Annotated in this window: 8 protein-coding genes; 2 read left to right on the top strand and 6 right to left on the bottom strand. The window is 67.5% G+C overall.

Annotated elements, in window-relative coordinates; translation table 11 throughout:
- Nucleotides 1–35: 35 nt before the first annotated feature.
- The 5 genes from BM125_RS15410 to BM125_RS15390 all read right to left on the bottom strand — a co-directional run bounded on the left by BM125_RS15410 (nt 36) and on the right by BM125_RS15390 (nt 8,418).
- Nucleotides 36–1,286 (bottom strand): LpxL/LpxP family acyltransferase, encoded by a 1,251-nt coding sequence (locus tag BM125_RS15410; protein ID WP_139225050.1) that lies wholly within the window; start codon nt 1,284–1,286, stop codon nt 36–38.
- Between the two features lie 383 nt (nt 1,287–1,669).
- Entirely contained in the window at nt 1,670–4,969 is a 3,300-nt protein-coding gene (locus tag BM125_RS15405) for a sialidase family protein (RefSeq protein ID WP_175498121.1), read from the bottom strand.
- A 267-nt stretch (nt 4,970–5,236) separates the two neighbouring features.
- Nucleotides 5,237–6,193, bottom strand: coding sequence for a WD40/YVTN/BNR-like repeat-containing protein (locus tag BM125_RS15400; RefSeq protein ID WP_092409577.1), 957 nt, complete (start codon nt 6,191–6,193; stop codon nt 5,237–5,239).
- A 207-nt stretch (nt 6,194–6,400) separates the two neighbouring features.
- On the bottom strand, nt 6,401–7,684 hold the full coding sequence (locus BM125_RS15395; RefSeq protein ID WP_092409575.1) for an FG-GAP repeat protein: 1,284 nt from the start codon (nt 7,682–7,684) through the stop codon (nt 6,401–6,403).
- Nucleotides 7,681–8,418 (bottom strand): LytTR family DNA-binding domain-containing protein, encoded by a 738-nt coding sequence (locus BM125_RS15390; protein WP_175498120.1) that lies wholly within the window; start codon nt 8,416–8,418, stop codon nt 7,681–7,683. The genes BM125_RS15395 and BM125_RS15390 overlap by 4 nt, the downstream gene beginning before the upstream one ends.
- A gap of 333 nt (nt 8,419–8,751) precedes the next feature.
- Between BM125_RS15390 and BM125_RS15385 the strand changes: the two genes are divergently transcribed.
- Nucleotides 8,752–11,529 carry a protein kinase domain-containing protein gene (locus tag BM125_RS15385; RefSeq protein ID WP_092409571.1) on the top strand — a complete coding sequence of 926 codons (2,778 nt, stop codon included), beginning with the start codon at nt 8,752–8,754 and terminating at the stop codon, nt 11,527–11,529.
- A gap of 119 nt (nt 11,530–11,648) precedes the next feature.
- Here BM125_RS15385 and BM125_RS15380 read toward each other — a convergent pair whose 3' ends face one another.
- The gene (locus tag BM125_RS15380; protein ID WP_245778945.1) at nt 11,649–12,092 is read right to left on the bottom strand and encodes a hypothetical protein; all 444 of its coding nucleotides are present in this window, start codon (nt 12,090–12,092) and stop codon (nt 11,649–11,651) included.
- Nucleotides 12,093–12,287: 195 nt separating this feature from the next.
- Between BM125_RS15380 and BM125_RS15375 the strand changes: the two genes are divergently transcribed.
- On the top strand, nt 12,288–13,028 hold the full coding sequence (locus tag BM125_RS15375) for a metallophosphoesterase family protein (protein ID WP_092409569.1): 741 nt from the start codon (nt 12,288–12,290) through the stop codon (nt 13,026–13,028).
- The last annotated feature ends 3 nt before the right edge of the window (nt 13,029–13,031 follow it).

Below are 13,031 nucleotides of genomic sequence, written 5' to 3'. Positions count from 1 at the left end.
GGCATTTGTCTCTCGCACGTTCCTGGTGGTCCGGGCTAGGCCGCGCCCCGAACCTGGGCAAGCAGGCCGAGCCGAACCAAACCGCTGACGAGCGCTCTTGTCTGATCGGGAGGACCGCCCTTGCGCTGCAGGTACGCCAGCGAATCGTCGATCCCAAGACGCTTCGAATCGAGGCGCGCATACAGGCCGTCGGCCCAGTCGGGAAGTCGGTAAGCCCGCTGCCGACCGACGTGAATCCAGAACACTTCGCCATCACGCCGATACTCGGCGATTCGCTGCGGATCCACTGCCAGCGCACCATTCGCGTCCGACAACTCGGCCACGTCCCGGTCCGCGACGGCAGGCTCGCATTCCTCGATCCAGCGGTGAAAGCAGAACGCGAACTCCCACTGCTGCGGTGCTCGCAGCACCTCGTCGCCCAATTGCTCGTAAAGCGACTGCATGATCGAAGCGATGGCCGCTACAGGAGGCGGCCCGGCCGTCGCGCCGGTCCGGGGCGGGCGCATGATCACCGGATTCAGCCGAACCACAACCGCATCATCGTGGCCCGTTGCAAACAGCGGCACTATCGGCAGTGCAAGACCGAGGGCCAGGCGCGCGATACCGGCCTTGACGCGGATGCGCCGGCCAAGGAAATCGACGCGAACGGCACCCTCTTCCACGAGATGGCCATCCGGTCCCATGTTGCCATCGACATAGATCAGTCCGAGGCGGCCCTGGCGCACGCCGGCGACCAACTTGCGGCCAACCCTGGAATCTTCGACCTCGAGCAGGGACATGGCGTGCCTGAATGGCTCCGGTCCCTGGCCCAGCGTCTCACAGCAGTCGAAATACGCCTGCTTGGCCACGGGTGCCACATAGGGCACGCCGAGGCAGGCCAGGTCGGTGAACACCTGACGATGCTCGCCAAAGTGGAACAATGCGATCAATGCGCCGCCGTGCGCGTTCCGGATCGACTCCAGCCTGGCCAGGTCCCAGCCCCGCATCGACGCTTTCGGCATCTGCTCCGGCCGATCTCCCGAGACTGTCCGTTGGCGCCTGAAGTCAGTCTCGAGTTCCCGCAGTCGGGCGGCGAATCCGTCGATTGCGCGCTCTCTCGACTCGCTCGCCGCCTGCGCGATCGAACGAATGTCTGCCGCGGAGCGCTCACGTCCCAACAGGCCGAGAAGATTGGTGTAATAGTGAATGAATTCACCCGGGCGGGTCACGCCCGGATTGGGTTGAGCGGCCCCGGCAACACCTTTGGCCGCCTTGCCCAATTCAGGCGACCTCGAGAAATCCTGCATGACGCGACCTCCAACCGAGACTGATCCGATCGGGAAGCCCGGCCGGCAGTGGGCTGCCGATCGCTTCCATATTCCGGATACTCGGAAAGGAATCGTCCGTTCGATCAGGACTCGCGCAAATCATCGTCAAGCGGTCGCTCCATGCTCAGGACTGCCGATATCGAATCAGCAGATCAAGGCAGGTCGGGCGGCGCGACCGTGGTTGCGGCTGGCGCGGCGCGCGAGGACTGACCTCGCCGCATCGGCACAGTGCGTCCCGAATCGCGTCCGCCCATGCCGAGCGGGTGCCGCGCGACGATTCCCGGGCCGGCCGCAAGAAATCGGGCCATCCATGGCCGGAATTTCCGAATGCCCGACATGGGTCGGGACAGAATTTCAGTGGCCTACTTCCAGTCCGGCACGCGACCCGGCGTCCACGGCGCGCCGGCCGCATCGGCTTCGTTCTCGAGCGTGGCCAGGTCACCGAGGATCAGGCTGCGCAACTGCGCGAGTACCGGCGCGAACTGCTGGGCGGCGATTTCGTAATTGCGGTGATGCGTCGCGGTGGCGTCGGCGGTCGAGTACCAGTGCCCGTAGACGACCTGGTTGATGCGATCGACGATCGCCGGCGGGGTCGGCTCTCCAGCGCGTGCGCGCACGCGATCACCGCTCAGTGCGACCTGCAGGTCCTTCAGACGCCCTTCGATGGCGCGCAGGCGCCCGGCCAGGGCCGGCGCAGCGGCCGGCGTGTCGTTGAGCGCCTTCTTCAGATGATCGATGCGCTTCTGCGCTTCGCCGGCTGCGGCAACCGCGCCGAGCGCGGCGCGCTGCAGCTGACCGGTCTGGCGCTGGAACGCGAGCAGGGCCTCGCGATCGGCCGGCGGCAGCGAATCGCCGCCGAGTGGAGCGGCATCGAAGGTCTGCGTCTCACCCATCGGCACGAGGGCGCCATCGATACGCGCAGCCATGCTCACCTGATACCGGCCCGGCGCGACCAGCGGCCCGACCGGTTCCGGATCCCAGGGGTCGCGTTCGCCCGGGGCGAGGTCGGTCGGCACCGCCGCCGGATAGCGCAGGTCCCAGGCCACGCGCTGCAGGCCGGCCTTGGCCGGGGCCTCGATGCGGCGCACGACCTGGCCATCGGCATCGCTGACCGTGAAGACCATGACCGGCGCTTCCTCGCGCGCTTCGCGCTCGAGTTCGTCCCACGAGGGATAAGGCGTGTCCTCGCCCTTCTTCGCACGTTCCTTTTCGGCATCCTGGCGCGTCTTGGCACGCGACTTCAATGCATCCTTCAGGTAATAGGTGAACACGGCACCCATCGGCGGATTCGGCGCGGTGAAGAACTGATCGCCGTTGAAGCCCTTGCCGGCGCCGCCGAACGGCGTGCTCTGCGCGTAGGTGAAGGCGCGCTTGACCGGGAACAGCAGCGCCTTCTGCGCCAGTGCCGCATCGTCGATCGCGCGCAGCGGCGAATAGTCGTCGAGCACGTAGAAGCCGCGCCCGAAAGTCGCCGCGACGAGATCGCCTTCGCGCTGCTGGATGGCCAGGTCGCGGACCTGGATGGTCGGCATGCCGCCCTTGAGCTGGATCCAGCGCCGGCCCTGGTCGGGCGAGAAGTACAGACCGAATTCGGTGCCCGCGAACAACAGGCCCGGCTTGACCGGATCCTCGACCAGCGAATACACGGTGCCACGCTCGGGCAGTCCACCGGTGATCGCGGTCCAGCTGCGGCCGAGGTCGGTGCTGCGCAGCAGGTAGGGTTTGAAGTCGCCCTGCTTGTGGTTGTCGAACGCGGCGTACAGCGTGTTCGCATCGTGCGGCGAGAACAGCACGCGCGAGACGTAGCTGCGTTCGGGCACGCCCGGGAAGCGATCGAGACGCCGCCAGCTTCCGCCGCCATCGCTCGAAATCTGGATCAGGCCGTCATCGGTGCCGATGGCCAGTTGCCCTTCGACCTGGCTGCTTTCCGAGAGCGCGACGATGTTGCCGTAGAACGAGGTCGAGGTGTTCTTGGCCACCGCATCGACGCTCCAGACACGCCCCATGATCGGCAGCGTGTTGCGGTCGATCTGGCGGGTCAGGTCGGGACTGACCGGGCGCCACGAATTGCCGCGATCGTCGCTGCGGAACAGGCGCTGCGCGGCGAAGTAGAGACGTGTGTGCTGGTGCGGGCTGATGATCAGCGGTGAATCCCAGTTCCAGCGCAGCGGCGCGTCGCCGAGATCGGCCTGCGGCTGGATATCGACCGTTTCGCCGGTGCGTCGGTCGTAGCGAACGAGCACGGCGTGCTGGGCTTGCGAGTAGACGATATTGGCATCGGTCGGGTCGACCACGGTCTGGAAGCCGTCGCCCTCGAGGGTGATGAACCAGTCGGAATTGACGATGCCATGGGCCGTGCGCGTGCGCGAGGGGCCACCGACCGAATTGTTGTCTTGGGTGCCGCCGTAGATCGTATAGAACGGCGTCGCATTGTCGAGGCCGACCTTGTAGAACTGCGACAGCGGCAGGTTGCGGAACCAGCGCCAGGTGGCGCCGCGATCGAAGCTCTCGTAGACGCCGCCATCGCAACCGGCGAGCAGGTGGTCGGTGTCGTCGGGATCGATCCAGAGCACGTGGTTGTCGACGTGCTTGTGCTTCTCGCCGACGCGATGGGCGCTCTTGCCGCCGTCCTCGCTGACATGCATCCAGGTGTCCATCGCGTAGAAGCGATCGACCACCTTCGGATCGGCGAACAGCTTGTTGTAGTACTGGCCGGTGGTCGGCTTGTAGTCGGAACGCTTTTCCCAGTTCTCGCCGGCGTCGGTCGAGCGATAGGTACCGCTGTCCTTGCCGGCCGCATCCATGACCGCGTAGATCGTGTCGGGAGCGGCCGGCGCGATGGCCAGGCCGATGCGGCCGATGTCGCCCTTGGGCAGTCCATTCGTGATCGTGCGCCAGCTCTTGCCGCCATCGGTGGATTTGCGCAGGCCCGATTCCGGTCCGCCATTGATCACGGTCCAGACATGCCGGCGACGCTGGTAGGTGGTCGCGTACATGACGTCCGGATTGCGCGGATCCAGGTGCACTTCGGTCACGCCGGTGTCGGGTGATGTTTCGAACGCCTTGCTCCAGGTCGCGCCGCCGTCGCGCGTGACGTACAGGCCGCGCTCGCCGCCGGAGGACCACAGCGGCCCCTGCGCGGCGACCCAGACCACGTTCGAATCGCGCGGATCGACCACGATCATCGAGATGTGTTCGGAGGTCTTCAGACCCATGTTGGTCCAGGTCGTGCCGCCGTCGAGCGACTTGTAGACGCCGTCACCGTAGGAGACGCTGCGCTGCGTGTTGTTCTCGCCGCTGCCGACCCAGACCACGAGCGGGTTGTTCGGATCGAGGGTGACGCAGCCGAGCGAATAGGAACCCTGGTCGTCGAAGATCGGACTCCAGGTCGTGCCGGCGTTGCTCGTCTTCCACAGTCCGCCCGTGGCAGCGGCGACGTACCAGATCGACTTGTCCTTCGGATTGACTGTCAGGTCGGCGATGCGGCCCGAGATCATGGCCGGCCCGATGCCGCGCAGGGCGAGACCGGCGAACGTATCGGCCTGCATCGGCCCGGCTTCCTTCTTCGACGGCGCGGCGGCGGCCGCAGGCATGACGGCCTGGCCAACAAGGACAAGGATCAACAGCAACGGCAACAGGGCACGCAAGCGCGCAATCGACATGTTCGGCTCTCCCCTACTCGACGAAGCCCAAGCATAGACGAGCCTGGCGGCCTCGTGCCTGTGTCGCATGGCCTATCCGCCCGGCGAACGAGCGGCGTCCGATCGACATGCATCAACGCGACGCCGTGGCTATCTGCTCGCCCGACATGCCGTCCGTCTTGTCATGGCGGGGCGATCGAGGCGGGATCACGCCACGCCGGACGGGGCAGGATGGGACGCGCGCCCCAGCCGACCAGGGACGGTCGGACGGGCTGCCGGGCCCTGCGTTCAAGGCACGGCTTCGAACCCGGCCTCGAGGATGCGGTTTTCATAAAGCACGAGACCGTCACTGCCGACCGCGACGGCTGGTCCCCCGCCCAGGGTGAGGGCGACAAGTGCGCGCGCGGATGGATCACACACACTTGCAGTCCAGTGCGCCCCTGCGTCGAAGGTCTCGTAGACACAGCCGTTGGTCGCCACGCCGTACCAGTGGGTGTCGCTACGCTGGCCGAGGTCGGTCAGATAGGCGTTGTCGGGAAGGGTCGCCAGGGTTTGCCAGGAAGCGCCCGCGTCGGCCGTCGAATAGACGGCCGCGGACAGCGTCGAGACGATGCCGTGGGTCGCATCGCGAAAGTCGGCTGCGGTGATCTGGCCGTGCGTGAACGCGAGCAAGGTCCAGTGCGCTCCGGCGTCGGTCGTACGCAGCACGCTGCCAATGCTGCCCTGCTCGGTCGTGATGCCGCCGGAGGCGAATCCGGTCGTCGAGGTCGGAAAATGCAGTTCGTCGAGATAGACATCGGTCTGGGCCGGGAAGCCGGTCTGCCAGTTCGCCCCCGCATTGGTGCTGTAGAGGATGTTGCCACCCTGCAGCGCGACGCGCCGGCTACCGTCGAAATGCACATCGAAGACGCTGCCGAAGTTGGCGCTGAGGTTGCCGACTTCCGCCCAGGTCGATCCACCGTTGCTGCTGCGGTAGAGCCCGAGCCGGGCCAGGTAAAGCTCGCTGGTCGACGCCGCATGGGCAAACACGAGGGACTGCTGGAGCCCGGTCGGGAAGACCGCCCAGGTCAGGCCGCCGTCGCTGGTTTTCATCGCATCGCTGAATGCACACGAGGCGAGCCCGTGGCGCGCATCGGAGAAGTCGACATCGGTGGCCGAACACGTGCCGCTGCCCTGCGCGACGATCCAGTCGGGCGGAGCAACGGCCATGGCGGCCGACGCGATCAAGGCGGGAATCAAGGTCATGGATGGATCCGCTCCGGAAGATGGGAAGACGGCTGACTCGCGCGAAAACCGGAAGCGCGTTCGTCGTACGGACGCGCGACAGGCCGTTTGCGTCGCCTGCCAGCGCATGCCCCAAACCGGTCGGCCGGCGCCGGCGAACCGGCATCGAAGCATACGGGATGAAAGGATGTGGCTCCGCCAGGAGGCCCGATAATCGACATGGCCGTTTCAGGGGTTCGGCTCGAAGCCATCCTTGAACAGCGACAACGAGCGCTCGAAGCGGACCGCACTGCCGGTCGCGTCCGTGCCGCTGACCGGATCGTTCGAACCGGGCGCACCGGCGAAGACGCCGGTCTGGGCGAGCGCCACCGAGAATGCGGTCGTGTCGAACGGCGCCGCGTCGCCAATCGAGAGCAGGCGAAGATGACGCCAGGCGCTCGTCGAACCGAGGAAGAGGCGCGCCCTGCCCTGCTCGCAGCAGGTGCCACCCACCTGCGCGTAAGGTGCACCGACCAGGGCAAAGCCATCGAGCAGGGCCACGGCGTATCCGAAGCGCTCGCCGGCCTGCGGCGCCGGCGATTCGAGCCTGGCCTGCTGCAACCATTGCGTGCCTGACCACGCGAACACGTAGGCGGCGCCCGAATCCTGCGCTTGCGCGGTATCGCGGCTTCGCGCGCCGATCAGCAATTGGTTGCCATCCATGGCCAGTGCACTCCCGAACTCATCGCCGGGCTGGCGGTCGTCGGCGACCAGGCGCTGCTCGAATTGCGCGGAGCTCGAATTGAACGAGTACGCGTAGACCGCACCGGCGCTGGCATCGGCCTGTCGCGAACCGACCACGACGAGGTTTCCCGAGATTGCGGTTGCCTGTCCGAAGCGCACCAATGAACCCGCATCGCTAGCGAGCAGCCGCGCGGTATGGGTCCAGACGCCGCCGACGCGCTGGAACAGATGGGCCGAGCCGACGTCCGCGCCGAGGCCGGTGATGTCGTCGCCGGGCGAGCCCACCACGATGGCATCACCCGAAATCGCGACCGCGCTTCCGAACAGGTCGGCGGTCGCGGCGCCGGGCTGGGTGAGCTTGATGCGCTGGTCCCAGTTCGCATCGTTGCGTTCGAAGACGTAGACCGATCCCGCGCCGGAGCCGGCGTTGAGGTTGTCGGTGGGTGCGCCGATGACGACCGTGTCGCCCGAGATCGCGACGGCGCTGCCGAACCCGTCGCCCGAGGCCGCATCGGCGGCGCCGAGCCGGACCCGCTCGAGGTAGGTTCCGTCGACCCACTGGTACAGGTAGACGACACCGGCGTCGACGACGCCCGGCAGATCCTCCTGCGGCGCACCGATGGCGAGCCAGGGTCCGCTGGCCGCGATCGCGGCGCCGAACGCGTTCGGGGCGACCGTGCCGACTTCCGGCGCCGGTGCGACGATGCGTTCAGGCACGTCGAAGGCCTGTGCGTGGAAGGAAAGGACGGCCAGCATCAGGGCCGGCCCGTGGTGTCGAAGGATCCTCATCGATTGAACGCTCCGCCGTGGGTCTTGAAATCTGTCTGTGCCGCGCTTCCAGCGCCCCGCACCCCGCGCTCCTCGTCCAGCAGCTCGAGCAGACGCGCTCGATAGCGTCGAGCGCTGCTCAACGACAGGCCGCCCTGGAGGACGATGCGGCAGCGACCGGAGCCGAGCGTACCGATCTCATCGATCGCGCCGATCCGCACGATCGTCGACCGGTGCACGCGCAGGAACCGGTCCGGATCGAGCCTGCGTTCGAACGAGTACAGGGAACTGCGCAGCGTGTAGGTGCGCCCGCCCGCATGCACGTCGACGTAGTTGCGCTGGGCGATCACGGCATCGATCGAATCGCGCGACACCAGGTGCGTGCGCCGACCGATGCTCATCGGAATGCGGGCGGATCCACGCACGAGTGTCCCGGTTCCGGCCGGAGCGAAGCGAGCGCGCAGCGCGGCAAGAATCTGCCTGAGGTCATGCTCCGATACGCGCTCCACGGCCGCCATGCGCACGCCGTGCGGGATCGTGGGCGCTTGGCATTGTCGATCGGCCCCGTCCGCGCCGTCTTCGCCACACGCATCGAAGCGACGCAGCCACTCCAGGATCGCCTCCGGCAAAGCAACGACAGGACGGGGCAGCAATTCGCGGCAGATCCCCGAGGCCGACCCCGCTGCGTGCACGCCGACAGACCCGTGCGGCGTATCGCCAGCGTCGTCGCGGCGCGGGCGGCAGACGGGGGTCATGGTCGACCCCGATGCCGAGGCCCGAACCGGTGATGCTGGCGTTGCGTGGGTCGGGCGGGACATGCGATTCGGAAGGTCACGGTCGTGCTGCGATGGTCGGCATGGAGCTAGCCTACCGACAACCGCCTGCGGAACCGTCCACGCCTCGGTAACGCTTGGGTAACGGATCGGAATCGGCTTACGGATCAATCACTTGTTGGCGAGCTGACCCGTCGCCGCCGAGCCGCTGCAATTGCCGTCCTCCGAGACCTGTCGTAGATTGCGCTGCCCCGCCAGCCCCGTCGCATCGACGCGCCTGGGGAGGGGGAGCAATCCTCCGAACGGAACCTCGACGTGGAAGGAACCGCCTACACCTATCGTTTCGGCAGCGCCGAATTCGATGAAGCCCGTTTCGAGCTGCGCGTCGCCGGATTGCCGGTCGACGTCGAGCCCCGTGCGCTCGAGGTCCTTGCCTACCTGTTGCGCCACGTCGGCGAGGTCGTCGGCAAGGACGCACTGCTCGAACACGTCTGGGCCGGTCGCGTGACCGTCGACAAGGTGCTGCCGAACGCGATCAACAAGCTCAGGCGCGCGCTCGGCGAGCGCAATGCGCGGCACCTGACCACCCAGCAACGCATCGGCTACCGATTCGATGGGCCGGTCGCGCGCGTGGCGGTCGGCACCCATGCGACCGAGCGCGGCAGCCTGCGCGCGGACGATCGCGTGCCGGGACGCGACAATTTCCTCCTGCGCCAACGCCTTGGCGAGCGCCCGGGATCGGAGGTCTGGCTGGCCGAGCACGCCAAGACCCTCGAACGCCGCGTCTACAAGTTTGCAAGCGACGGCGAGCGCCTGCGCGACCTCAAGCGCGAAGTCACGGTGTCGCGGCTGCTCCAGGAGAGCGCCCGCCACCCAGAGGCCTTCGTCGACATCTTCGACTGGAATTTCGAGAGCGCACCGTATTTCCTCGAATGCGAATATGGCGGCTCCAATCTGGTCGAATGGTCCTCGCGGAATCTGTCGGCACTCGAGGGCCCGGCGCGCCTCGCCCTGTTCCTGCAGGTCGCCGACGCGGTCGCCGAGGCGCATGCGCTCGGCGTCCTGCACAAGGACCTCAAGCCCGCCAACATTCTCGTCGAGACGCGCGACTCCGGCCCTTTCGTGCGCCTGACCGATTTCGGCAACGCAAGCCTGCTCGATCCCGACCGACTCGAGGCCCTCGGCATCACGCGCCTCGGCATGACCGTCGATGAGGGCGCCAACCTCCTCTCGGGAACCCCGTTGTACATGGCGCCGGAACTGTTCGCCGGGCAGCCACCGAACGCCCGTTCCGACGTGTTCGCGCTCGGCGTCTTGCTCTACCAGCTTCTGTCGGACCGCATCGGTCGACCGATGGTCTCGGGATGGGAAAAGGACATCGACGATGCGCTCCTGCGCGAAGACATCCATCTCGCCACGAACGGCGATCCGGAATGCCGCTTCGCGAGCGCGGTCGAGCTGGCCGCGCATCTGCGCCAGCTCGAGGCACGGCGCGCGCACGCGCAAGATGCCGAGCACGCCGCGGCGCAGGCGCGCGCTGCCGCGCAGGCCCTCGCCCGCAGTCGGGCCCGTCGTCCGTTCGTCATCATCCTGATCGCCACGCTCGGCATCGGCCTGGCGGTTGCACTCGCCCTCCAGCAGGCCGCCCTGCACGCCCGCAACGAGGCCCGCGCCGAACTCGAGCGCGCCAATGCCTTGAGCGCCTTCCTCAATGAAGACCTGATCAGTCGATCCAATCCGCGCGTGTTCGCCAAGGGCGCCTCGGCCTCATTGCGCGACGTGCTGCTCGCAGCCCGATCGCGGCTCGATTCGCGCTTTACCGGGCAGCCGCTGACCGAGGCCGGGGTTCGCGCGAGCCTCGGCGGTCTGTTCGAGTCGATCGACCTGTGGGCCGAAGCGGAAGCCGAAACCCGGCGCGCCATGGATCTCTATGCCGGCGCCGGCGGTGCGAATTCGCGCGACGCGCTGCGCCAGCGTTCGCGCCTCGCCCGCCTGCTGTCCCTGCTTTCCCGCCACGAGGAAGCGGCCGCGGAGATTGCCACGCTCAAGCAGGCGCTCGCAGCCCGGGCCGATGCGGAGTCGCGCTATCTGGTGGCGGCGCCCTCGGCCAGCTATAACCTGACCCGCGGCGAGATGGCGCTGGCGGTTCCGGACCTCGAGGCAGCCGTCTCCGCGGTGCGTGAGTTCGCTCCCGCCAATACGATGCTGAGCGACAGCCTGCGCACCCAGCTGATCTTTGCCTACACATTGACCGGTGCCCTCGACGCAGCGCAGCGCGAAGGCAAGGCCTTGATCGACGAGGCACGCGCGCGTCCCGGCGACAACGCGATCGCGATTGCAATGGCCGAGGTCGCGCTCGCCCGCAGCACGAGCCTGCAGAAGCGCCCGGCAGAGGCGTTCGCCATGCTCGACGAGGCCGAGACGGTCATCGTCGAGCGGCTCGGCACCGACCATTCGCAGCATTTGCGTCTCGTCAACGAACAATTCGGCGTCGCATTCCGCACTCCGGACTGGCCAAGAGCCCTCGTCTACGGCGAACGCGTCTACAAGATGGTGCGCGACAAGCTCGGTCCCGATCACGGACAAACCCTCGTTTCGCTCGTCAACTGGGGCCGGGCCCTCTATGAAACGGGCCACGTCGCGGAGGCGCGCGAGCGCTTCGCCGAAGCGCACCGCAAGCTGGCCGAGAGCCAGGGACCGAACGCGCCGCAGACCCAGGACGCGGCGTTCGCGCTGGCCGCAACCGAGGCCGAGCTCGGACACCTCGATGCCGCGCAGGCCCTGGTCGACGGCATCGATGCGGACGTCCTCGTGGCGGCGCAGGGAAACAGGGATTGGACCTACATGGTCGAAGCCTTGCATGGACTGATCCTGTTCCATCGCGGAAACATGCAAGCGGCCTTGCCCCTGCTCGAGTCGGGCGTCAAGGGACTCGACGCCGGCAAGAATCCCGACTCGGAGCCGGAACGCATCCATGCCGTGTGCCGACGCGCGCTGGCGACGCTTCATCAAGGTCGCAAGGAAGGGTCCGGTCAAGCGGCGCGAGCGTCAATCCGTTCCGATGACGGAACCCTGCGCGACCCCGCGACCTGAAATCGGCTTGTCCGGGCCAGCGGCGCGGTGCATGAGTCGGGCCTCCTCGATGCCAGGGTTGCCCATTGGATGCCCGAGGTCCGACGACGCTCCCGTGGGAGCGCGTGATCGGGTGCGCCTCAGGGGCGTGCCGCATCGATGACTGCGCACATCGAACGAATCTGGAATTCACGACTGGTTGCGTAGCCGCCCGGCGTGGTCTTGCTGACCGTGATCTTCGCCCCTGCCGGGTCGGCTTCGATCGTGACGTTCCACGGCACGTCGACCGATTGGCCGGTATGGGTGACGCCGGCGTTTGCCTGGCGGAAGGCGATCGCGCCGAGCTCCCGATCGGCGCTGGCGACCGTGAGTCCCGACTTGAGGCCTTCCTTGTAGATACGGTTGTAGGCGTCGTTCGTCGCAACGCCGGCAACGACGCCCCAGGTCGTGAAGCGGCGACCGGCAAGGAAGCCCCCTTCCTGACGGTAGTTGACTTCGCAGGCGGCCGACGCGGCCAGGGCATGGGTGCCTGGCCAGGCCGCAAGCGCAGCGACGACCAGGGACCGGACGATTCGAGATGACATGAGGCGTTCTCCGCGTTGCACGGCCGCGATGCCGGCCGGGCCCGGATTCTGGCGGCGTCGGCATGCGCGCCGCGCGCACGCCGGGACGAATGACCCGCCCACGTCGACGAACGACATCGCCACGCATACGCCTTTCGGCGAATGGCGTTCGCGCGAGCTTGCGCCTACGATCGGAACCTCGACCGAGGGGACGCCGTGCGAATCGGACTGCTCGCAGACCTGCATGCGAACCGCCAGGCGACCGAGGCCTGTCTCGCCGCGCTGGCCAGGGCCGGCTGCCAGCGCTGGGTCTTCCTGGGCGATCTGGTCGGCTACGGTGCCGATCCGGAATGGACGGTCGACTGCGTCCGCGCGCACGTCGAACGCGGTGCGCTCGCCGTGCGTGGCAACCACGATGCGGCCCTCGGTGACGAGGCGGCGAACACGGTCAACGCCGACATCCGCGCTACTGCCCGGTGGACACGCGAGCGACTCGACGGCCCACAACGCGCCTTCCTCGAATCGATGCCGCTCATGATCGAGGACGCCGATCGCCTGTACGTGCACGCCAGTGCCTGGGAACCGGACCAGTGGGCCTATGTCTCCAATCCGCTGGCGGCCAAGCGCAGTCTGGCGGCGACCACGCGCTGGCTGACCCTGTGTGGTCATGTGCACGCGCCCGCGCTCTACTACGAGCAGGGCCACTCGGTGAGCCACTTCGAGCCACGTCCCGGCGTGCCTATCCCGCTTTCCAGCCAGCGTCGCTGGCTCGCGATTCCGGGTTCCTGCGGTCAGCCGCGCGATGGCAATCCGGCGGCGGCCTGCGCCTGGTTCGACACCGACGCGCGCCAGCTGTGTTTCCTCCGCGTGCCCTATGATCATGCGCGCAGCGCGGCTGCGATCCGCGCGGCCGGGCTGCCGGCGGCCTTTGCAGATCGACTCGAACGGGGTACCTGAGAT

The sequence above is a fragment of the Dokdonella immobilis genome, assembly GCF_900115085.1.
GTDB lineage: Bacteria > Pseudomonadota > Gammaproteobacteria > Xanthomonadales > Rhodanobacteraceae > Dokdonella > Dokdonella immobilis.
The sequence above is the reverse complement of the archived record's forward strand: the minus strand, read 5'-3'. Positions and strand labels throughout refer to the sequence as shown.